This is a genomic window from Glaciecola nitratireducens FR1064 (genome assembly GCF_000226565.1).
In the GTDB taxonomy this organism is placed as follows: Bacteria; Pseudomonadota; Gammaproteobacteria; order Enterobacterales; family Alteromonadaceae; genus Glaciecola; species Glaciecola nitratireducens.
The window spans coordinates 4,027,576-4,048,565 of record NC_016041.1 but is presented as its reverse complement, the minus strand read 5'-3'; the positions used below and the strand labels follow the sequence as shown (position 1 = coordinate 4,048,565).

Sequence of the window (20,990 nt, the reverse complement as noted above, 5' to 3'; positions counted from 1 at the left end):
GGATCTATGAATGGATCCGAACCGGCGCTGCACGCAGCCAGTTATGCTCATCGTATTTAGCTTCGGCAGAGGTAATGTGCAGCGTAAATGCATGACGTGATTTATTCGAACGATTGGCTGCACTGAAATGCGGTAAGGCGCCGTTGAATACAACCAGCGAGCCAGCTTTTACCTCAAGTGGTAAAGCGCGGTCTTGCGTTGGCCAGTCGATGTTTTCAAGAGTAAGTAATTCGGTTTGGTCATCGGCATAGCGCTTGAACTGCTCTTTAAGCACAAAGTCAGCGCCTTGTTTATCAACTTGTAAGCAACCGTTCTCTATCGTTGCGTCTTCTATCGCAAACCAAAATGTAACTACCGATTGCGGCGCAGTGAAAAAATAGCTCGCATCTTGGTGCCATCGAATAACACCACCAATTTTGGGTTGTTTGAATATGTACATCGACTGACGAATTTCAGGTGAAACAACGCCTAAGTCTTCGGCTATTTTCGCAATGGTTTTTGACTGACTAAATGCGGCAAACTCAGGTGATAAGACATGCAAAGCATGCCCTATTTTATTGATGCTGAGTGCTTTTGCTTGCTGTAATTCGCCGCTGGAAGAGAATGCATCTTCTTCAAAAAAGCACCGCACTTTATCGTCGGAACTTAAAAAGTAGTCGTCTCGATTGGTGTTAGATTCGGTTTCAGTTGAGAATATAGAGCGCGTCGATTCCGGGTCGAAATCGTCAACAATTTTTAAAGCGGCGGCTTTCAAGGTGTTAATTTGTTGATGGCTAAATAACTCAGAAAGAACTACATAGCCTTGCTGTTGAAAGTCTTGCTTTTGCTGATTGTTGAGCATCGTTGGTCTCTTGTGTCATTGCCTATTTTTGGCGCTTTTAGTTTGCCGTATTCAAATTTACATTGCCAAGCTATTTTTTACATTTAACTTACTATCAAAAAAAGGAAAATATGGCGTACGCTGGCGAAAAACTCAAAAAGAAGCAGAAATCAAACGTCAGTACGTTCTCAATCGTGCTGGCCATTGGGTTTCTCATAGCAATGACGTTAGCGTCATACATGGGCTATTTGCCAAAACAGATTAAATACGCCTATTATGCCTTAAGTGTTATTACTTTTTTCATTTACGCTTATGACAAGTTCAAAGCTCAACGAAATAAATGGCGAACATCAGAAAGCACGCTGCAGATTTTGGCAATGCTGGGCGGTTGGCCCGGAGCTGCCTTAGCGCAGCAGTTGTTGCGGCACAAATCATCTAAAAAAGACTTTAGGCAGATATTTTGGTTAACTGTGGTTATTAATTTGTCAGTGTTAGTCTGGTTGCTTTCGCCTTATGGTGCGGATATTCTGGCCTTAATAGTCAACGCCATGGGTTTGCTTCAATAACCACGATCGTTATGGCATTCATATTTATGAGTTCATTGATTTTAGGGATGCATTGAAACATGAATTACTTAGCGCACATTCACCTCGCTCACATTACTGATACGAGTATGCTGGGCAATTTTTTTGGTGATTTTGTGAAAGGTAGCGATTTGTCGCATCTGAATGATGAACATCAGCTAGGTATTCAGCTTCACCGCAGGATTGACAGCTACACCGACAGTCATGCGCAGGTAAAAGCGCTGAGGGCCTTGTTTCCTAAATCGATTAGGCGAATGTCTGGCATTGTCATCGATATCTACTTCGACCACTTGTTGTGTGCCAATTGGGCTCAATTCACCGATAGGGAACTAGACAAACTACTCGGACATTTTTATGCTGAAGTTGAACAATATCCTCATAGTATTAGTGAGCGCTTTCAACAAGTTCGCGAGGGTTTATTAACTCACCGTTGGTTGTCTGATTATCAGTATGCAGAAAGCTGTGAACGCTCATTCTTACAGATTGAAAGACGCCTAGGTCATAGAGTATTATTTGCAAACGAAGCGATTGAATTTATTCAACACAATGAGCAAGAATTACAGTCTAGTTTTCTTGCTTTTTATCCTGAGTTAATCGAGTTTAGTCATGCTAAGGTTGAAGAGCTGGTGCATAAGCAAAGTCGTATTTGAATTTCTACACTAAGTACGCGTATTGCTTCTATGAATAGAGCGCTAGATAAATCCTGTTAAATACAAAGAAGAAAAAGGCAGACTTAATGGAACCTGATTTTTGGCATCGCCGCTGGAAAAAGAATGAGATAGGCTTTCATGAAAATGAAGGCAATACTTTATTAAAAGCGTATTTTGAGCAATGGCAGCTGCCTGAGAATGGTCGGGTGTTTGTGCCTTTGTGTGGCAAAACTAAAGACATTGGCTGGTTTCTAGCGAAAGGCTTGTCGGTTGTGGCAATTGAGCTTAACGAAAGCGCAGTGAAAGCATTATTCGAAGACTTAGGTGTAGAGCCTCACATTGAATCGCACGGCAGCTTAAGCAAATACTCAGTGGCGAATTTGATTGTCTACGTAGGTGACTTTTTTACTCTATCTGCAGAAGATGTTGGCAGCATTGATGGCGTGTTCGATAGAGGCGCATTGGTCGCTTTGCCTGAACCCCTGCGAAATCGTTACAGTCAACATTTACGCATGATAAGCAAGGCCTGCAAACAGTTTGTTGTGACCTACGACTATGACCAATCCCTATTCGCCGGCCCACCGTTTAGCGTACCGAGCGAAACTGTTCATGAGGTTTACCAGCAGTACTTCAACATCACTCAACTGTATCGAGGTAAAGTGGCTGGTGGATTTCGTGGCCAAGACGAGGTTTACGAAAGCGTGTTTTTACTCTTAGACAAGTGCTAAGGTCATTGCCTCAAGTAGCTTTCCTGTTATCGGCATGGGTTTTTGAGTGCTGCGGTCAACAAAAACATGAGTTAGGTAGCCGATAGCAGAGAGTATATTGTCTTCGTTGAAGATGCCTACCGCGTAATCGACTGAACTAGTGCCAACGCGCATCACTTTGAATGCACCCGTTAGCTTTTGTGGGTAAGCAACCGGACGAAGATATTCGCAGCTCGACTTCACGATAAACCCTATTTGCTTGCTGGTGACAGGATCAAAATCGGCTTTTTCGATTAGAAACTGATTTATGACCGTATCAAAGTAGGAGTAGTAGTTAACGTTGTTAACGTGGCCATACATGTCATTGTCCATCCACCTTGTGGTTATTGGCAGATGGTAAGCAAAATCATTTAAGTGTTTACTGTCCAATTTATTCTCCATTGTGCTTTCTATTTTACTCTTTATTTCACTGTCTATTTAACGGTTAATTGCGTTGGCCACTCAGCGCATTGTGATAAATCTGTTTCGCGTCCTCTAATGAAACTGCTTTAGGATTATTGATAAGTAAACGCTGTTGCTCTAGTGCGTCATTGGCTAATGAGTCGATGTGCTTTTCTTCAATACCTAATTCAGCTAATGATTGAGGCAGCTGCAGTTTAGCTATTAATTCATGCAAATAGTGAATGAGACTATCAGTGGTTTTTTCAATATCAGCATCATCGTCATTGTTAATGCTAGGCACAATGTGAACAGCGAGCTGTGCATATAAATCGGCACAATGGCTTTTATTAAAGGTCATAACATGCGGCAACACTAAGGCATTACTTAAACCATGCGCAATATGGAACTGTCCGCCTAATGGATAGGCCAGCGCATGCACAGCACCAACGGGCGCATTTGCAAATGCCTGCCCAGCCAAACAAGAGCCGAGCAGCATGGCTTGGCGAGCTTGTAAATTTTCGCCGTTAAACGTAGCTTCAACAATGTTTTTAGAAAGCAAATCCAACGCGCTTTTCGCTAACATATCAGACAATACATTCTTTTTAATCACGCTGGTGAAGGCTTCGATAGCATGCACCATGGCATCAATGCCGGTGGCAGCGGTTATATGAGGCGGTAGGCTGACCGTTAAACTGGCATCCAGTAAAGCAATGTCGGGTAATAGTTCAGCTGAAACAATGCCGGCTTTGGTTGTTTCACCGGTTGTTACAATGGAAATAGGCGTGACTTCTGAGCCTGTTCCCGCGGTGGTTGGAATGAGTATTAAGGGTAAGCGTTTGCCTTTAATATTGTCGACGCCGTAGATATCAGCAATGCTTTCTTCTGAGTTTGCGAGCAGTGCAACTAGCTTTGCCGTATCGAGTGAACTACCGCCGCCAAGGCCAATAACACCATCGACTTTAGCTTGTTTGGCATAGTCTACTGTTTCAATTACGATTGCTTCGGGTGGATCGGCAACAACCTTATCAAAACACCAATACTGCATTTGGGCATTATTAAACGCATTGGCGATAGGCGCTATGAGGCCTAGATCAACAATGCCTTTATCGGTGACGATGAGTGGTCTTGTGATATTCAATGAATGGCATAGTTCAGCAATTCTAGCTGTAACGCCTATTTCACCAATTATCGACTTGGTGGTAGAAAATATAAAGGGCTTCATTGTTAATCCTTATCAAACGACCATGCTATATTTTCACAATCAAACCTTGGTGTCACTATCTTACGGCAATATCCATCATGTATTCGTTCTCTCTGCTCTATACTTGCGATTGCTGACGGATCAAATTGTGATAAACATGATGTAGCCGATCGAGCTCCTCCCGAGTAACCGCAGGGTTTGCCAGCAAGCCTTGAATGCTTTGGTCGAGTGAATATAAGGTTTCTCGCATGTGTGCATTGGGCACTAGGCTTTGCATCCAGGTTATTGCCGCCACTCTGATACCGCTGCTTACCGGCGTAACTTTATGTAAACTGCTGGATGGATAAAGAACAGCATCACCCGCATTGAGCTTAATTTTTTGTTCACCAAACTCGGTTTGAATGATCAGTTCGCCGCCTTCATATTCATCCGCTTCTGACAAAAAAGTGGTCATCGACATATCTGAACGCAGTACTTCATTGCTATTGGGTATACGCATAATCGCGGCATCGACATGAAAACCATAGGTTTCACCTTCTAAATACCGGTTAAAACAAGGTGGAAAAATGCGATGCGGAAGTGCAGCGGAAATCAGTTTGGGCGTACTCCCAAATTTTGCTAACAGCTTATTTGTTAGGTCCTGAACTTGAGGGTGGTTTGCATCAGCTTGACCGTTTAGCTTAACTGATGCAGCCATACCCATGGCAGTTCCTTTGCCATCATTCCATGGCACTTGATCAAGCGTTTGCCGATACTCATGTACTTCTTTTTTTGATAATAGCTGCTCAATCAAGACCATTAAAATAGCTCCTGTTTAGTTAGAACTCGTAGGTTAAGGTGGCTCGTGCTGAACGTGCATCGCCTAAATACATGAATGCTCCAGATCTGTAAGCAGCGGTCCAGTATTCAGTATCAGCAACGTTGCCAATGTTCACGCGAACGGTGGTATTTTCAGACACGGTATAATTGGCGAATAAATTAACCACGCTGTAATTTGGCACAATAATGCTGTACTCATTTCTTGTTGCATCATATGACGCGGCGGTATCGGGTTGTCCGCCATACATTTCACCCTTGTAGGTAAAGTCACCACCAAAAGCGAATGTGTCAGTTAACTGGTAGCGAAGCTGCATATAAAAACTATCACCCGCAAAGTTACTTAATTCAAGACCAACATTGCTTTCATCCACTGAAGTGAGCACTTCCGAACGCATTTTAGCAGCACTGATTTGAACACTAAGTTGCTCGGTTAAATTACCGTTCATCGCTAATTCGATACCATCAACACGGTTCTTACCGGTATTTAAGGTGCCTAAGGTTGAATAAGCATCGCCTACACTTTCCATCACGTCGTATTTGGTTAATTGAAACCATGCTGCGGCAATGAATAGCTTCTCGTCTAAGACTGACCACTTCGTTCCAAATTCAATATTTTCAACGGTTTCCGGATCGGCCATTGCTGCTTGATCTGGGTCACCGCATAATCCACCATACCCGCAGTTTGCGCCTAAGTCCGACTCGCCACCGTTGATATTCGTTGCTGTGGAGTAAGTTGCGTAAATATTAGCGTCGTCAAAAATACTGTATACCAAGCCTAAATGTCCGTTGTAGAAATCATCTTTATACGCATAGTCAATTGCATCACCTCTACTAACAACATCGTTGCTGTAGTCGATTGTGTCTTGGCGTAAACCAAAGAACACCTGCCAGTGCTCGTTGATTGTAGCGGTGTCCATGACGTAAGCAGCTATGGTTTTAGCTGAAAATAAGGCGTCGGAGTCACCTTTTTCAAATGAACGCCCAATAATGTTACTCGCATTTGGATAAACCTCACCAGACTCATCAAGTAAACAGTAGCCCGCGCTAACGCCTCTGCGACCTGAGGTGAAGCAGTTAGTTTCGTTGTTATAGCTGACGTCATAGAATCCGTTGTCGACTTTTTCGTCGGTAAATTCAAGGCCAAGCAGTACTTTGTGATCGATACTGCCGGTGCTCACATCCCAAAATAAGTTGAACTGAGTGGCGAAGTATTTTACTTCCTGCCAGCCTTGATGCGTACTTAGCACAATTGTATTTCCGCCGGGTGCGAAGGGGTCTTCATCAGCGCGCACACTGCCGTTAGCACCGGTTGATAAATAGCCATTGGTGGTTTCACCGTATCGGGTAGCATTGAAAAACTTGAGATTATCGTTAATGTCATATTCTGTGCGAAGCGTAAAAGCAAACACTTCAGAATCAAGGAAGTCGTTGCTTTGTGCGTAAACTGGAATGTCTTCAACCGGAGTTTTTGTATCGCTGTCGAGGTAACTGCCTAGGTCGGGCGTATCCTCGGCTTTTAAGTAATAAAAATCGGAGTAAACGCGCAAATCATCGGTATTATCATAGAGACCTGATAGCAATGCACCCTGTCTGCTGCGGCCAATACCATTTCTATTTGGAGCGTCTTCTTCGGTACTTAATAAGTTGATTCGGGTGGCTAAATTAGTTGCGATAGGCGTGTTGTAGTCCACCACTATTCTGTGGTGATCATCAGTGCCAACACTCAAGTCAACGCGCCCAAAGTCATAGGCCGTTGAGGCTTTTTTGGTAATGCTATTCACGGCGCCGCCCGATGATCCTCTGCCGGCGAAAGTGGAGCTGGGGCCTTTAGTAATTTCAACTTGCTGCGTTGCAAAGCTTTCGCGGGTGGTCATGCCTGGGTCACGCAAACCATCAACGAAAACGTCCGAGCGCGCCTCGTGACCACGAATAATATAACGGTCACCAAAGGCGTTACCATTCTCACCCGTACCTAATGTTACCCCAGCTTGCGCCGCTAGGATTTCCTTTAAGTCTGTTTTACCCGACTCTTCAATTTGGTCTTTGGTTAATACTGTAATGGTTTGTGGGGTATCGACTAAGTCTGCAACTCTTCGCAAGTCACCCGACTCTTTGACGTTATATACGGAGTAACGCACACCGTGCACTTTGATTAATTCGATAGCCTGCTGACTGCACTCTTTGTCAGTTTCATCGCACTGAGGCGTTTCAGTTGCGTAGGCTTGGCCCATTGTAAGGGCGAGAGTTGTTAACAGTGCATGAGAGCCAAGATTTGTGCGCTTGTTTTGGGGAGAAGACATAATCGGCAACGTTCCTTTTTAATTATTGATGTGTTGTTGAGGTTGGCGATCATAAAGTGATTAAATTGATTTGTAAATACAAATGATAATGATTCTCAATTAGATCTCGAGAGGGTAAGCCTGTTTTGAATGTTGACCTTAGAGTTACTTTAAGCTCTATATTCAACACTGGGTGTTAATATTATGTAGTTGCGTTGTGCTTTAACATTCCATAATCAGCAGAAAAAGCGGAGAAAAAACGTGAAAAATAAAAAGCTAACTAGGCACTTCATCAAGCAAAAAATGAATCAATATGAGCTCGCTTTAGCGCAAGGTGAGCATAAAAAAGCCTTTTCGATGCTTGAGGATGCTCATGTGATTGGGCAGCGTTCAACCTACTTTCATTGTTTGGTTCATTACAAAATGCTGCGACATGGCTTGCGCTATCGTGATTTTAGGGAAGTGTTTGGGCAGGTTGTTAGATTAGTGGGCGCTTTTACTAAAACGGCGATTGGTTTGGTGCCTATTGGGAATACTGGTGGGGCGAATGTTAGTCCCTTTAAGAGGCTGCCGGTGAGTAAGGCTAATCAGGAGGTTTTGGATGAGATTGAGGGTGTTGGTTAAGTTTGTGTGGGTTACGTAAGTGCCTTGATGGCTTGGCACTTACGTTTTGATGGGAGATGTGTCGTTTAGGTTTATTCAATATTCTGGATCTGCTCGCGCATCTGCTCAATCAACACCTTCAACTCAACCGCCGACTGCGTTATCTCAGTATTAATCGACTTCGACCCCAACGTATTCGCTTCACGATTAAACTCTTGCATCATAAAGTCCAAACGACGACCAACAGCTCCGCCTTTTTTCAAAATCGACATAGTTTCAGTCACATGAGAATTCAAACGATCCAGCTCTTCAGCAACATCCATCTTCTGTGCTAACAACACCATTTCTTGCTCAACACGCGTTGCGTCTAACTCAATCTGCGCTTCTGTGAATTTGGTGCGAATACGGTCTTTTTGCCATTCAATGACGCTTGGCATATGTTCAGTCACTTTATTTGCTTCGCTTTGAATTGCTTCTAAGCGCGTCTGAATAAGCACCTTCATATTGTCGCCTTCACTTGCGCGTGCAGCCACAAAGTCTTTGAATGTGTCGTCGAAGGCCTTCAACATGTCGGCTTGGATCGTATCCATGTCAGCTTCTTGCGCGGCAATAACGCCAGGCCAGCGTAAAATCTCAATCGGATTAGTTTGTGCAACGTCACCTTGTTTCTGCACCCATGCGGCGGCAGCTAGCACTTGTTTGGCTAAGTCTTCATTGACGTTAATGGCGCTTACATTTGCGTCATTCATGCTAAAGCGTAATGCGCATTCAACTTTACCGCGCTGCAGGCCTTTGCGAAAACGTTCGCGTAGAATCGGCTCTAGGCTGCGAAACTGCTCAGGCAGTCTGAAAAAAGTTTCGAGGTAACGTTGGTTAACCGAGCGAATTTCCCACACGGCGCTGCCCCATTCGGCTTTAATTTCACGGCGAGCGAAGCCAGTCATACTGTAAATCATAGGTGTTCCTTAATGACACTTTCAGTAATGCATGCGCAAATAAGCGCACGCCAACAAAAGTGATACAAATTGAATGAAATGCTCGACTGGTTGAATAGTGTCGTTTCAACCTTTACTAACCAGCAACAAGCTTGCGTATAATAACAGGCTTTCATAAATTGGCCGAATATTCGTCGAAAGTTCGCTCTGCCTTTAAGCTTAAATTGAGCAACAATGTTCGTTCATTGTTAATAAGCTAGTTGACGCAAACCTCATGCAGTTTGCCTATATTTGCCGTTAGGAAACGACCCTTGCGCAACTTTTTTTCGATAAGCTTGTTTTACATCTCCCGATCATTGCTTAACTACGCTATAATTCGCGCCTGAATTTTAAGGAGTTAAACATGCGTCCAAGCGGCAGAACTGCTAGTCAAATCCGTCCCGTCACTATTACCCGTAACTTTACTTGTCATGCAGAAGGGTCTGTATTGATTGAGTTTGGAAACACCAAAGTGCTTTGTAATGCCACGGTTGTTGAGGGTGTGCCTCGTTTTATGAAAGGCCAAGGTAAAGGTTGGGTTACTGCTGAATACAGCATGTTGCCACGTGCAACCCATACTCGTTCTGATCGCGAAGCAGCTCGCGGCAAACAAGGTGGTCGTACATTAGAAATTCAACGGCTAATTGCGCGCTCACTGCGTGCAGCGGTTGATTTGAAGCTACTAGGTGAAAATACCATTACCGTTGATTGTGATGTTATACAAGCTGACGGCGGCACTCGCACGGCATCAATTACCGGCGCTTGTGTTGCGCTAGTTGACGCATTAACGTGGATGCGCGCTAAAGGTATTTTGAAAGCAAACCCAATGAAGCATATGATTGCTGCAGTTTCTGTTGGTATTTATAAAGGCAGCCCAATTGCCGACCTTGAATACCTTGAAGACTCTGCTGCCGACACCGACATGAACGTTGTAATGACTGAAACAGGTAAGCTTATTGAAGTGCAAGGGACTGCTGAAGCTGAACCGTTTAGTTTAGAAGAAATGAACGAAATGTTAGGCCTAGCGAAAGACGGCATTATGGAATTATTTGATGCTCAAAAAAGTGCGCTAGCGTAAGTTTTTTACGCAGACACAGGCAAGCGAACAAAAACAAAGGTCTCAATTGAGGCCTTTTACTTATTTATAATTTGAAATATCTCTATTTTAACTTAACGTTACCGGATTCAAGATAAAGGCCGAAAAATGCAGACAACTCAACTTCAAGATTACAAAAAAGAATTCATTGAATTTGCGATTGAGCGCAAGGTATTGCGTTTTGGTGAGTTTACGTTGAAGTCGGGCCGCGTTAGTCCGTACTTTTTCAATGCAGGCTTGTTCAATACGGGTGGAGACTTAGCTAAACTAGGTCGTTACTACGCTGCCGCTTTGCAGGCCGCGGGTGTTGAGTTTGATGTGTTGTTTGGCCCTGCATACAAAGGCATTCCTATTGCGACCACAACGGCGGTTGCCTTGTCTAACGATTACGATCTCGATGTGCCATATTGCTTTAACCGTAAAGAAGCCAAAACCCACGGTGAAGGTGGCAACTTGGTAGGAAGTCCGCTTCAAGGCAAAATCATGCTGGTGGACGATGTGATTACCGCAGGAACCGCCATTCGTGAATCGATGCAGTTAATTAAACAACACGATGCTAGTTTGGCGGGTGTGTTAATTGCCCTTGATCGCCAAGAGCGCGGACAAGGCGAATTGTCAGCTATTCAAGAAGTGGAACGTGACTTCGATACCCAGGTTATCGCAATCGTGACACTAGCCGATGTAGTGGCTTATTTGAGTGCACAAGAAAGCAATGCTGAGGCTGTCGCTAGTATTAATCAATACCGCGAGAATTACGGTATTTAGCTTTACGCTAAACCGTTGAATTGCTGCCATGACTGATATATTTGAAGAAGCGGATTACCAACTCGACGCCATGGGCCTTCGTTGTCCAGAGCCAGTGATGATGATCCGCCTACAAATTCGCAAGATGCAGGATGGCGAAACCCTCGCTATTTGCGCAGATGATCATTCCACAACCAGAGACGTGCCCAGCTTTTGCCGCTTTATGCAGCATACTTTAGTGGCCAGCGATGTTGATGAAGTACCCTACCGATATTTAGTGAAAAAAGGCTTAAGGGATTAAGCCTTTTTAAACAAATAAACGCACCGTTGCGCGCGAGCTTAGTAAGGCGATAAGCTTGATAACGATATGTTTTGCTGCATCACAACCGCACCCTTTACGTCTTTTAAGCCGAAGTGAATGCTAGGATCTTTTTCCGCCCAGTCCACGCTAAAAAAGCCATAATTAACCTCATCAGTATAGTTTGCAACACGATGTTTGTTAGGGCTTACTTGCTTCCATTCTTCAGTTAAACCTGAGCTAGTGACGTCCCAAAGTGGATAATCCATGTCGGTGTCATACTTCGATATTTCTCCCCAGTGAGTGTCGCCACTAATAATAAATACGCCGTTTACTTTGTGCTTCTTGATCAAATCGAACAGGCGCTGACGGTCGTCGAAGTTGGCCCACGATTCCCAACCTGTAAAATCCGCGACGAGCTGCAGGCTTGAAGCGATAATCTTAATTCTTTCTGGTTGTTGTAACTCATCTTCCAACCACTGCCACTGCTGCTCGCTAAGCATCGAGCCCTTTGAATGTTTATAAGGCCCCATATCTTTAAGCTTACGGTCAGTGTAATAAGTAACTTGCCCAACTGATTCGAGATCGTCTCGCATGTATCTTAAGTCGGGTAAAATCACTCTAATTGCGTTTGTCTTTTCAATCTTATCGCTTTGAGAGTTAGCATCTTGGTTTGCTATAACGTAGCTACCGTAAATACCATCTTCTCTTGATCTTCTGGGGCTGTCTTTTGGAACCTTCCAGAAATCCAGCATAATTTCTTTCGACTCAGCTTTGAACGGATATTGCTTTCCAGCATCGTTTTCGCCAAAGTCATGGTCATCCCAAATAGCGTAAACCGGTACTTTACTAATCAAAGCTTTGACACCGGGGTTATTCCCTAGCTTTTTATATTTTTCAGCGAGGCTTTGCATATCTTCCGTGTCACCATAGATATTGTCTCCCAGAAATATAAAGCCGTCGGCAGGCTCTTGCAAAATGGCATCAAAAATAGGCATGGCCTTATCTTGATGCGAGCAGGAACCGAATAAGACATGTGTAATCTTTGAAGCGGGCGTTGAACTTGATTGCATCGACGAAGGATTAACTTCGCTAGCAGCGACCATTGAGCCAATAAAAGCGCTAATAAATAAGAGAACAAACCCGCTTGAAACCAATAAGGTTTTTATAGCGTAACGGCGAAAACTATTCATAAATAACTCCTGTTAAAGACGCTGCAGCCTTAGCATCATAATGACTCACTTCAATGCCAAGTAGGGCTAGTGCCGTTGCAGCAAATTGCGACTGTGTTAATTCGTCCTGTGTTTTTAATAGTCCTTGGCTTTTTATATTTGGCCCTATTGCGGCGAACCAAATATGCTCCGAACCAACAATGCCCTCTTTAAACTTGTCCAGTGCAGTCATATAATTTTGCACTGCTAGTTTTGATGCATGGTGTTGCCAGTCATCTGCATGACTGCCGCGCCCATGGTCGGTGATTATGATCATGTTGGTGTTATCTTTATATTCAGGCATGCTTTGCAAGGTGGTCCATAGATCACGCAAATAATCATCGCTCTGTTTTGCGCTGTCTAAGTAAGCATCATATTTTCCATTATGCGCAAAATCATCCGTTTCGCCCAAATTAATCACCAGTACTTTTGGTTTCACGGTTTGCAGGTATATTTTGGCGAAGCCATAGGTGAATGCGTCGTGTCTAACAGCTTCCCAAGGGCTAGGTATTTGTGCTTGTAACTGATTCATTTTCTCTATTTGGGCAGCGATTTTTTCGTCTTTTTTACCTTCTGGCGAAGCTTCTGATTGCATATGTGGATATGACATTGACTCAAAGCCTGCATTGATAAATAAGCCACTGCGCTCTCGGTTAAAAATGAACGGGAATACATCCCAACCTGAGAAGATGCCAATTTGACCGTTGTTTGAATACCGCTTATTCAACCATTCTAAAAAAGTGATATTTGGGTTTGGAATTTTTGCATTGGAATTAAGGTTGTCATCAACTCGGCCGGTGAATATTTCATTATAGCCAGGGTAGGAGAAGCGTTGCTTGTTGGTCAAAGACATCATAGAGCCGTTATTACGATCGCCAATCAACGTGCCTTGTTTGCCAATCACGTCATTTAAAAAAGGCATCAGTCGCCTTTTACGCTCTTCTTTGTCTTGATGCCAAAAGCGTGTTTTAAGTGCATCAATGTTCTCGACAAAATCTTTATTATTTAACAATTTTGCATCAGCGCCACCAAAAGCTTCCTGCCAACGCAATCCATCAATGGTGACAATCACTAACTTCGATGTATCGCCATTAGCTAAAGCCGCTGCGTGGGCCAGACAAAGTATGCTGCTAAACAACAGCACTAAGATAGAAGCGGCGATATTTTTAATAAAATCTGACGTTGAATTTAGCATTATTGCTATTCCTAAAATCAATAAAAAAACCCTGACCAATGCGGCCAGGGTGTATAAAGTGCCTCTGTAAGGAGACTGGGAAACAACCTTTTACTCGCTAAATTAAAAGCTAAACTGTAAATTTACTGCAGCAGTTCTAGGTGCGCCAATCCATGCCGACTGCCCTGCTATACCGCCTAAATAACTTTCGTCAGTTAGGTTGTTCAAGGTAAATCTAACCTGCATGTTTTGAATGCCTTCAACCGCTAAGTCGACGTTCACGCCAGCATATAAATCTGTCACGGTGTAAGCATCTGCAACAACCGAGTTTGCTGCATCGATAAAGCGGTCACCTACGTGCTTAACCGACAAGCCTGCGCTGTAATTGCCTTTGTTATAATCCAAAGAGCCAACCCACATGTCTTCTACCGAACCAAATACGGTGTTACCGGCTTGTATATTCAAGCCCAACTCGCTAGGGACATCTTTGTATGTCGATTCATTGCTGGTAAATGAGCCATAAAAGCTGAAGTATTCTGATAACTGAATGCTCACTGATGCTTCAATACCTTCAGACTCAATACCACCAACGTTTATATAAGAACCGTTAGTTCCAATATTAAAATCGATACCTTGTTCAGGTGAATCAGGTGGTAAAAAGGTGACGCGGTTTTCGAAATCAATTTTGTAAAAGGTGACACTTGCGTCAATCACATCTGAGTTATAGCGAAAGCCAACATCGAAGTTATCAGCAGTTTCTGGCTTAATTTCGGTTAGCGTTGATGCGTCTCTTTCTAAAACGGTATCTTTAATCGCAGCGAAGTTTTCAGCATAACCGGCGAACAGTTCTAAACCGTCAAACGGCATATTGGCAACAAATCCGGCTGAAATGAGTACGTCAGAATCAGAATTCACATTATCAACGTCTTTGCTGTCGTCGAAGTTGTCATTCTTGCTTAGATCTACGATGAATTTTTTAGCCCCGATACGCGCTTTAATCCAGTCAAAATCTGTTTCGTTTTCGACATAAAGCATTGTTGTATCAACAGCAAAACTGTTGTCGTATTGGATCCAGTAGGGGGTGTTGTCAAATTCGAAGCTAGATGCTGAATCGATAATTTTATGCCAATCACGATATTCATCGCGGCTGTAATCTTCATACCAAATGCCAGCACGAGTAGTGTTTTCTAGCGACTCAGTTTGAATGGTATAAGCAAGGTCAGCGTTCAAGCCAAAGCGCTGTTTAGCGTAGTGAGAGTGACGGTATGAACCCACCGGAATCGCTTCTGGGCCAAAGCAGTCGGCGTCAAATGCAGCGCCTGCTCCGCCATACGGGAAGGTGATTGAGCTAACGCAACCATCAGTAGGAGACAGAGCAATACCGTCGCGATTAACGAATGTGATAATGCCATTCGAACTGCCGCCCCTGAAGGTAGTTTCTGAAGACAGCTCCGTTTCGGCTCTACCAGTGTCATCTGTTAAATCATTTAGATATGGAGGAACCCAATCGCCGCGACCTTCATTGTCATGGTAGTAAACGTTGCTTGAAAAACTCAGGCTGTCATTGGTGTAATCGAGGGCTAAGTAGGTGAAAAAGTTTTCGCGTAAAGTAGACCATCCTTTTCTATATAGCTGGTCAATGTGAGGAACACCGGTCCATTCTGAGGTAAGTCCATCCGAGTCAGGATTCGTCTCAAACTGGCTTTTGCTAACTCGCTGATAATTGTCTTCGTGCGAGTCATCATAGGAAGCGTAAGCTGTTAAGCCCCAGTTTTCGTTTAAGTCAGAGATTAGCTTTGCGGCCAAATGGTCTTTTTTATTTTCAGCTGACTGATTGACCCAATCTGTATTGCTGCTGCTCGATACACTAATCCAGGCGAAGGTGTCTCTGGCAATCTCACCTGTGTTGTAACGCAAAAAGTATTTTTGTGCCTCAAAGTCACCAAATGACAAACTGGTTAAAAAGCCCTCTTCTTGGGTGGGGTCGATGGTGGTGAAATTAAGCGTACCACCTAATGCTTCGTTCGAACGCGATGCAATATCTGCGGTACCCTGAGACACTTCAACAAGGTAAAGGTTTTCGGTATCAATGTAGCGGTTCGCTTTTGCGCCGCCACCATAGTTTGAGTTACCGTTTGCAATGCCATCAACGGTAATCCCTATTTGTTGTTCATCTAAACTTACTTGAAAACCACGAATAGAGATTGTTGTGGACCAATCATCTGAACCAAAGGTGTCACCTTCGTTGATCAAAACACCGGGCAAGTTATCAATAGAAGCGAGCACGCTAGTAAGGTTGCTTTGCTGCTTTAGCATCGAGTCTGTGGTTTCGTTATTTGCATAAGAAACACTTTTGCCAATGACCTGAATTTTTTCAACAGCAGAATCCGCTAGCTCAGCGCTTTCTTCTGCTTTTACTTGGGTATTGAGTGCGGCTAGACAAGCCAAGGTGATGTAACTTAGTTTGGTGTTCATAAAGCGTCCCTATTAGAATTATTGTGTTCAATTGACTGTGCGGGAACACTTTAGGGCGTTTTAATGGCAGTTATCTTGCAGAATAATGAATAAATGCAGACAGTTACGTGACGGAGGTGTTGCATTAATATGACCAAAAAAAGACAGCCTGCACTAACAGTACGCTAAAGCCGAATAGAAAAAAGTGCCGATGCTGAAAAGTTGACTTACAGCTTAAGCTCAACAATTCAGCACCGACACTATTTACTTTATTTCTGGGTGCTTTATTTACTGCTAGATTTTTATATTAGCTTTTAGGCTTCATGAACTTCATTGTCCAGCGGTCAGTGTTTCCAGATACTGAGCGAGCGCCTACTTCATACTCTAACTCGTCATCTTCTCTGTAGTGTAAGTTGCTGTAGTCAACTAAGACAAAACCAGCTTCTTGAATTTCTTTAATCGCTAAAACCGGGTCAATACGACGACGATTGCTGCTGTTTGATGGCTCCATATGACGCGCTGTATGATCTACTACACCATAGATACCACCGGGTCTTAGTGCGTCAAATGCAAGTTCGTTCATCTTTTTGCGACCTTGCTCACCAAAGTTGTGATAGTTACGGAAGGTCAGCACCATATCAACATCGCTTACGCCCAAGGTTGTCGCCTTGAGAGAATAGTTGCGAGCGCCTTCTTCACGGTAGCTGCTTGCGTCTTCAGCAATGACTTTCATTTTGTCAAAACCCGCTACGCCGGCCATGTTTTCTTTAACTCGTCCAGCGCCAATCGCGATATAGAATTCGCCATTTTCGCTTAGTGCAGGTGCTAGTAATTTAGTATACCAACCGCCGCCTGGAATTAGCTCGACTACGCTCATGTTGTCTTCAAGGCCGAAAAACTCTAATGTTTGCACTGGTCTGCGGTTTCTGTCGCGTTCAACTTCTGCAGCGCTTCGAATGTCTGACGCCATTGCTGTTTTAATTTTGTCACCAATCGGTGCAGCAGTTGATAACGCTGAAGCACTCAACAGAGCACAAGCTAAACTAAGTGAAAGTAATTTTTTCATGATTTTTCCTTTATCGTTTTCATTCATTATTGTTATTAATTTATGCGTCGCGGCACAGGCGTAAATGCGATCATTTAAAAATAATTAGCCACCAGACCAGCACAACAATGCACGAGGCCAATGCCACAGCTTGCCATTTATACCTTTTTATTAGCTTTTCGGTTTTGTTACCGAAATAATATACGAGTACTGCAAGCCCAAAGTAGCGAATGACGCGTCCCATTGCTGTTGCTAATAGAAATAGTGGAATGGAATACGCGGTAACTCCTGCCGCTAACATCGCTATTTGTAATGGTATTGGTGTTATACCTGTACTAAATATAAACCAAAATCCGTCTGTTTCCATGCGCTTTTGAAACCTGGAGAATTGTTCTTCAGTAGTTAGGTACTGCATGATGATATCGCGCATCAAGTCAAATAAGAAATGGCCGAATAAATACCCCAACATTGCGCCAATGAGACAACCTATTGTTGCCATTAATGCAATTAACCAAAGCTTTTCACGTCTTTTTTGCATGAGCGGAACAAGCAGGGCCTCTAGCGGAATTGGCACAATCGTAGATTCTAATAAGGATGCTAGCGTGATGCTTGGCAGCATGTGTTTAGAGTTGATCATTCCCTGAATTTTCGTTTTTATGGACACAGCATCTCAGCTTATAAAAAGAAGAATTTTTACTTAGCGAACGTCAGACATAATTTATTCGCCCTACAAAAAACAAGCAGCCTAATTAGGCTGCTTGTTCAAAACTATTGTTAACACTTCAATGTTTAGTGAACGTGCTGATGCTGCTTATATCATACATTCGTGTCAGCAATTACATTGGCTTAGCTTTTAATGATTTTTCCGTCTTTCATCACAAAATCGATTTTTTCCATCAGCGTAATATCCTCAAGAGGATTGCCTTTCACCGCAACCAAGTCAGCTAATTTACCTTGGGTCACCGTACCTAACTCTTTGTCTATTTTTAGCAGTTTTGCTGCGTTGAGCGTGGCCGAACGAATAGCATCCATTTCTGACATACCGGCTTCCACCATTAGCGCAAATTCTTGCGCGTTATCGCCGTGGGCAGAAACGCCAGAGTCAGTACCAAAGGCAATCAACACACCATTTTCATGTGCTCTTGCGAATGTCTTTTGAATCAGCGGACCAATGGCGAGTGCCTTGGGGCGCACTAGTTCAGGAAAATAACCGTCTATTTTTGCTTTTTGAGCAACAAAATTACCTGCCAAAATAGTAGGAACATAATACACGTCATGTTTGCGCATTAGCTTGATAATTTCTTTGTCCATGTAAGTACCATGCTCAATGGAGTCAACGCCTGCAAGAATAGCGCGTCTCATGCCTTCCTTTCCGTGAGCGTGAACTGCGACGGTCATGCCATAATCCTTGGCCGTTTGTACAATGGCTTCAAGCTCATCGGTCATGAACTGTGGGTTTTGTCCACTTTTTGCAACGCTTAATACGCCGCCTGTTGCCGTAATCTTAATTAAATCTGCGCCGTCTTTATAGCGTTGACGAACCGCTTTTCTAGCTTCGGCAATACCGTTTATAACACCATCTCTTGGGCCCGGGTCACCCATAATTTCTGTGCTGCTGCCATTTGTTGGATCGGCATGACCGCCCGTTGTAGCGATTGATTTCGCTGCCGTGTAAATGCGTGGGCCAACGCTGACGCCTTCGTTAATTGATTTGCGCAGCGCAACAGTCTCATTGTTACTATCGCCCAGATTGCGAACAGTTGTAAAACCCGCCATGATTGTTTTGTGTGCATAATCGACAGCGGCAATAGCATAATCAGCTTCGTTGTCAGTAAAGCGCTTCATGTACGAACTAGGGCCTTCGTTCTGTGAAGACAAATGCACGTGCATATCCATAAGGCCAGGCATCAATGTACTGCCGGTTAGATCGATAAAAATATCGCCTTCACCACCCTGATCAATTCCGTCAACAATACTAATGATTTTGTTATTTTCGACGATAACAGTCTTATCATTCTGCATTTTTGAGTCTTCAGAAGTGATTAGATTACTCGCAAAAATATGCGTTGCTGCTTGAGCGTGAGTTGCTACTAGTATAGCTGCAGACACAAGCGCTACTTTCGCTATGTGTGATTGATGGAATAGATTCTTGATCATTCTATTTATTTTCATCCTAGTTTGTGTGCGATGTCGTATGGGTACACATTAGGATAAAATAATGAGCAAATCAAAGCATTATGTACTAAATGCATAAATATATATGTTAATTCTGTAGGAACAGCGGGCTACGGCTTTGCCGTAAATCTAAAAAGGTTGAGTTTATGCGTCGCGGACAAGCCATCAATAATAAAGAAGTCACTTTTTCAAGTTCAGTTGAATTGGTTTCAACAACCGACACTCGGGGCATCATCACCTATGCAAACAGCGTGTTTTGCGAGGTAGCTGGCTTTACATCAGAAGAGCTTGTTGGTAAAAATCACAACATTGTGCGCCACCCAGATATGCCAAAAGCCGCCTACAAAGATCTCTGGGAGCATCTTAAAAAAGGCGAATCGTGGCATGGTATTGTTAAAAACCTATGCAAAGACGGCAGCTACTATTGGGTTGACGCTTTTATTACGCCAATCTATGAGAATGACAAACTTGTTGGTTATCAATCAGTCAGAGTCAAACCAAAAGCAGAGCAAGTGTCTCGAGCAAGCGAGTTCTACAAACGTATCAATGAAGGTAAAAAGATACAAAGGGTTGACCTGAGCTATACACAAAAAGCGCTACTTTTTCTCACAATATTGATCATTGCTGCCGGTTTTACTTCCCTGATGTCTGATTGGTACGCAGGCTTGCCAATTATCGCCTTGGCCATAATAGGTTTATTTATCTTCAAAACTGAGCTAATTGATGTTCCTAAAATGGCGAGCGATTTAAAACAAGAATATGACAGCGTCAGCCGCCACGTGCTTTCTGGTCACGGTATATCAGGAGTCGTTAAATTTCATCTGGGTATTCAAAAAGCAATGCGAAGGACGATATTAGGTCGCACATTAGACGCAACTCGAGAGTTAAACATCATTGCGCAAAGTACGCTTGCCATGGTTGAGAGAACCACTAGAGGTATTCAGCGACAACAAGTTGAAATGAAGCAGATTTCTGAAGCAATAAAGCAAATGTCTGCCGGCAGTCAAACGGTGATGGCAAGTACAGAAGAGACCAATCAGCAGGTTAAACAAGCAAATGAGCGATGCGCAAGCGCCAAGGAGCTTATTGTCAAAGGTCGTGATGGCGTGAGTGGTCTAGCTGGCATAGTAGAGCAGGCTTCGGTCACTGCCGATGATTTAATGAATGCGTCTGATAATGTGTCGCAAACGATCGGTGAGATCGATTCTATCGCGGATCAAACCAATTTATTGGCATTGAATGCGGCTATTGAAGCAGCGCGAGCGGGAGAATCGGGACGTGGTTTCTCGGTTGTAGCAGATGAAGTAAGAGCGCTTTCAACGCGCACTCAAGAGTCTGCGGCTAATACGATGAACAGTCTTGCGCAAATGCGCACCACCTTGCAAGAATGGGTGCACAAAATGCATGAAAGCCGCGACAATGCGGTGACTAGTGCTGAGCAGGCAAATCAGTCGGCGGATTCAATTCAAGATATCTACACAATGATAGAGGGTATTTCTGACCATCTAACGGGGATTGTAAGTGCAACAGAGACGCAGGACGGCATGTGCACCAATATCGAAAACAATATTTCGGCTATCCAAACAGTAGCGGACGATAACGCCTTTCTTGCTCAGGAAATGGAAGATAATGCGAGAGCATTGAGCGACAACATACAGCGTATGGTGGGTATGACAAATGCCTTTGGTAGCAAATAGTTGATTTACAAAAACGGG

20 protein-coding genes are annotated in these 20,990 nt (G+C 43.5%); 8 read left to right on the top strand and 12 right to left on the bottom strand.

The genetic code is table 11. The features are described from left to right. Positions 1-4 precede the first annotated feature (4 nt). On the bottom strand, positions 5-841 hold the full coding sequence (locus GNIT_RS17130; protein ID WP_014110581.1) for a phytanoyl-CoA dioxygenase family protein: 837 nt from the start codon (positions 839-841) through the stop codon (positions 5-7). A 110-nt stretch (positions 842-951) separates the two neighbouring features. Here GNIT_RS17130 and GNIT_RS17125 point away from each other — a divergent pair, with 110 nt between their 5' ends. The 3 genes from GNIT_RS17125 to tmpT all read left to right on the top strand — a co-directional run bounded on the left by GNIT_RS17125 (position 952) and on the right by tmpT (position 2,782). Beyond that, positions 952-1,386, top strand: a complete 435-nt coding sequence (locus GNIT_RS17125) for a DUF1294 domain-containing protein (protein ID WP_014110580.1) — start codon at positions 952-954, stop codon at positions 1,384-1,386. 59 nt (positions 1,387-1,445) lie between these two features. After that, the gene (locus GNIT_RS17120) at positions 1,446-2,054 is read left to right on the top strand and encodes an acyl carrier protein phosphodiesterase (RefSeq protein ID WP_014110579.1); all 609 of its coding nucleotides are present in this window, start codon (positions 1,446-1,448) and stop codon (positions 2,052-2,054) included. Between the two features lie 86 nt (positions 2,055-2,140). After that, complete coding sequence (gene tmpT, locus GNIT_RS17115; protein ID WP_014110578.1) at positions 2,141-2,782, top strand: thiopurine S-methyltransferase; 642 nt, start codon at positions 2,141-2,143, stop codon at positions 2,780-2,782. On the opposite strand, the gene GNIT_RS17110 is transcribed toward tmpT, so the two are convergent. From GNIT_RS17110 to GNIT_RS17095, 4 genes are all read right to left on the bottom strand, one after another. Then, a complete protein-coding gene (locus GNIT_RS17110) occupies positions 2,768-3,133 on the bottom strand; it encodes an acyl-CoA thioesterase (protein ID WP_420492364.1) in 366 nt (121 codons plus the stop codon). The genes tmpT and GNIT_RS17110 overlap by 15 nt on opposite strands. Before the next feature lie 112 nt (positions 3,134-3,245). Next, positions 3,246-4,424: an iron-containing alcohol dehydrogenase gene (locus tag GNIT_RS17105; protein WP_014110576.1), complete on the bottom strand. Its 1,179-nt coding sequence runs from the start codon at positions 4,422-4,424 to the stop codon at positions 3,246-3,248. Positions 4,425-4,521: 97 nt separating this feature from the next. Then, on the bottom strand, positions 4,522-5,202 hold the full coding sequence (locus GNIT_RS17100) for a Fe2+-dependent dioxygenase (RefSeq protein ID WP_014110575.1): 681 nt from the start codon (positions 5,200-5,202) through the stop codon (positions 4,522-4,524). A 19-nt stretch (positions 5,203-5,221) separates the two neighbouring features. Beyond that, positions 5,222-7,522, bottom strand: coding sequence for a TonB-dependent receptor (locus GNIT_RS17095; protein ID WP_014110574.1), 2,301 nt, complete (start codon positions 7,520-7,522; stop codon positions 5,222-5,224). 282 nt (positions 7,523-7,804) lie between these two features. On the opposite strand from GNIT_RS17095, the gene GNIT_RS17090 reads away from it, so the two are divergent. Next, entirely contained in the window at positions 7,805-8,125 is a 321-nt protein-coding gene (locus GNIT_RS17090) for a DUF3703 domain-containing protein (protein ID WP_049787022.1), read from the top strand. 71 nt (positions 8,126-8,196) lie between these two features. On the opposite strand, the gene GNIT_RS17085 is transcribed toward GNIT_RS17090, so the two are convergent. Further along, a complete protein-coding gene (locus tag GNIT_RS17085) occupies positions 8,197-9,060 on the bottom strand; it encodes a YicC/YloC family endoribonuclease (protein WP_014110572.1) in 864 nt (287 codons plus the stop codon). Between the two features lie 382 nt (positions 9,061-9,442). Here GNIT_RS17085 and rph point away from each other — a divergent pair, with 382 nt between their 5' ends. From rph to tusA, 3 genes are all read left to right on the top strand, one after another. Further along, entirely contained in the window at positions 9,443-10,156 is a 714-nt protein-coding gene (gene rph, locus GNIT_RS17080) for a ribonuclease PH (protein WP_014110571.1), read from the top strand. Between the two features lie 126 nt (positions 10,157-10,282). After that, positions 10,283-10,939, top strand: coding sequence for an orotate phosphoribosyltransferase (gene pyrE / locus GNIT_RS17075; RefSeq protein WP_014110570.1), 657 nt, complete (start codon positions 10,283-10,285; stop codon positions 10,937-10,939). A gap of 28 nt (positions 10,940-10,967) precedes the next feature. Beyond that, positions 10,968-11,219, top strand: a complete 252-nt coding sequence (gene tusA, locus GNIT_RS17070) for a sulfurtransferase TusA (protein ID WP_014110569.1) — start codon at positions 10,968-10,970, stop codon at positions 11,217-11,219. Positions 11,220-11,257: 38 nt separating this feature from the next. On the opposite strand, the gene GNIT_RS17065 is transcribed toward tusA, so the two are convergent. The 6 genes from GNIT_RS17065 to GNIT_RS17040 all read right to left on the bottom strand — a co-directional run bounded on the left by GNIT_RS17065 (position 11,258) and on the right by GNIT_RS17040 (position 19,257). Continuing rightward, positions 11,258-12,409 carry an alkaline phosphatase D family protein gene (locus GNIT_RS17065; RefSeq protein WP_014110568.1) on the bottom strand — a complete coding sequence of 384 codons (1,152 nt, stop codon included), beginning with the start codon at positions 12,407-12,409 and terminating at the stop codon, positions 11,258-11,260. Continuing rightward, positions 12,402-13,622 (bottom strand): alkaline phosphatase family protein, encoded by a 1,221-nt coding sequence (locus tag GNIT_RS17060; RefSeq protein WP_014110567.1) that lies wholly within the window; start codon positions 13,620-13,622, stop codon positions 12,402-12,404. Before GNIT_RS17060 ends, GNIT_RS17065 begins: the two co-directional genes overlap by 8 nt. A gap of 102 nt (positions 13,623-13,724) precedes the next feature. Next, on the bottom strand, positions 13,725-16,076 hold the full coding sequence (locus GNIT_RS17055; RefSeq protein ID WP_014110566.1) for a TonB-dependent receptor: 2,352 nt from the start codon (positions 16,074-16,076) through the stop codon (positions 13,725-13,727). Between the two features lie 286 nt (positions 16,077-16,362). After that, the gene (locus GNIT_RS17050; RefSeq protein WP_014110565.1) at positions 16,363-17,121 is read right to left on the bottom strand and encodes a class I SAM-dependent methyltransferase; all 759 of its coding nucleotides are present in this window, start codon (positions 17,119-17,121) and stop codon (positions 16,363-16,365) included. Positions 17,122-17,191: 70 nt separating this feature from the next. Continuing rightward, positions 17,192-17,737 (bottom strand): YqaA family protein, encoded by a 546-nt coding sequence (locus GNIT_RS17045; protein WP_014110564.1) that lies wholly within the window; start codon positions 17,735-17,737, stop codon positions 17,192-17,194. 209 nt (positions 17,738-17,946) lie between these two features. After that, a complete protein-coding gene (locus tag GNIT_RS17040; RefSeq protein WP_014110563.1) occupies positions 17,947-19,257 on the bottom strand; it encodes a metal-dependent hydrolase family protein in 1,311 nt (436 codons plus the stop codon). A 164-nt stretch (positions 19,258-19,421) separates the two neighbouring features. On the opposite strand from GNIT_RS17040, the gene GNIT_RS17035 reads away from it, so the two are divergent. Beyond that, positions 19,422-20,972: a methyl-accepting chemotaxis protein gene (locus tag GNIT_RS17035; protein ID WP_014110562.1), complete on the top strand. Its 1,551-nt coding sequence runs from the start codon at positions 19,422-19,424 to the stop codon at positions 20,970-20,972. The last annotated feature ends 18 nt before the right edge of the window (positions 20,973-20,990 follow it).

Bases quoted from the DNA above. Each gene is read 5' to 3' on its own strand.
- GNIT_RS17040 (WP_014110563.1), bottom strand. From the start codon at position 19,257: ATGATCAAGAATCTATTCCATCAATCACACATAGCGAAAGTAGCGCTT.
- GNIT_RS17125 (WP_014110580.1), top strand. From the start codon at position 952: ATGGCGTACGCTGGCGAAAAACTCAAAAAGAAGCAGAAATCAAACGTC.
- GNIT_RS17055 (WP_014110566.1), bottom strand. From the start codon at position 16,076: ATGAACACCAAACTAAGTTACATCACCTTGGCTTGTCTAGCCGCACTC.
- tusA (WP_014110569.1), top strand. From the start codon at position 10,968: ATGACTGATATATTTGAAGAAGCGGATTACCAACTCGACGCCATGGGC.
- tmpT (WP_014110578.1), top strand. From the start codon at position 2,141: ATGGAACCTGATTTTTGGCATCGCCGCTGGAAAAAGAATGAGATAGGC.
- GNIT_RS17045 (WP_014110564.1), bottom strand. From the start codon at position 17,737: ATGATCAACTCTAAACACATGCTGCCAAGCATCACGCTAGCATCCTTA.
- GNIT_RS17130 (WP_014110581.1), bottom strand. From the start codon at position 841: ATGCTCAACAATCAGCAAAAGCAAGACTTTCAACAGCAAGGCTATGTA.
- GNIT_RS17085 (WP_014110572.1), bottom strand. From the start codon at position 9,060: ATGATTTACAGTATGACTGGCTTCGCTCGCCGTGAAATTAAAGCCGAA.
- GNIT_RS17050 (WP_014110565.1), bottom strand. From the start codon at position 17,121: ATGAAAAAATTACTTTCACTTAGTTTAGCTTGTGCTCTGTTGAGTGCT.
- GNIT_RS17090 (WP_049787022.1), top strand. From the start codon at position 7,805: ATGAATCAATATGAGCTCGCTTTAGCGCAAGGTGAGCATAAAAAAGCC.
- GNIT_RS17035 (WP_014110562.1), top strand. From the start codon at position 19,422: ATGCGTCGCGGACAAGCCATCAATAATAAAGAAGTCACTTTTTCAAGT.
- GNIT_RS17105 (WP_014110576.1), bottom strand. From the start codon at position 4,424: ATGAAGCCCTTTATATTTTCTACCACCAAGTCGATAATTGGTGAAATA.
- GNIT_RS17095 (WP_014110574.1), bottom strand. From the start codon at position 7,522: ATGTCTTCTCCCCAAAACAAGCGCACAAATCTTGGCTCTCATGCACTG.
- pyrE (WP_014110570.1), top strand. From the start codon at position 10,283: ATGCAGACAACTCAACTTCAAGATTACAAAAAAGAATTCATTGAATTT.
- GNIT_RS17100 (WP_014110575.1), bottom strand. From the start codon at position 5,202: ATGGTCTTGATTGAGCAGCTATTATCAAAAAAAGAAGTACATGAGTAT.
- rph (WP_014110571.1), top strand. From the start codon at position 9,443: ATGCGTCCAAGCGGCAGAACTGCTAGTCAAATCCGTCCCGTCACTATT.
- GNIT_RS17120 (WP_014110579.1), top strand. From the start codon at position 1,446: ATGAATTACTTAGCGCACATTCACCTCGCTCACATTACTGATACGAGT.
- GNIT_RS17065 (WP_014110568.1), bottom strand. From the start codon at position 12,409: ATGAATAGTTTTCGCCGTTACGCTATAAAAACCTTATTGGTTTCAAGC.
- GNIT_RS17110 (WP_420492364.1), bottom strand. From the start codon at position 3,133: ATGGACAATGACATGTATGGCCACGTTAACAACGTTAACTACTACTCC.
- GNIT_RS17060 (WP_014110567.1), bottom strand. From the start codon at position 13,622: ATGCTAAATTCAACGTCAGATTTTATTAAAAATATCGCCGCTTCTATC.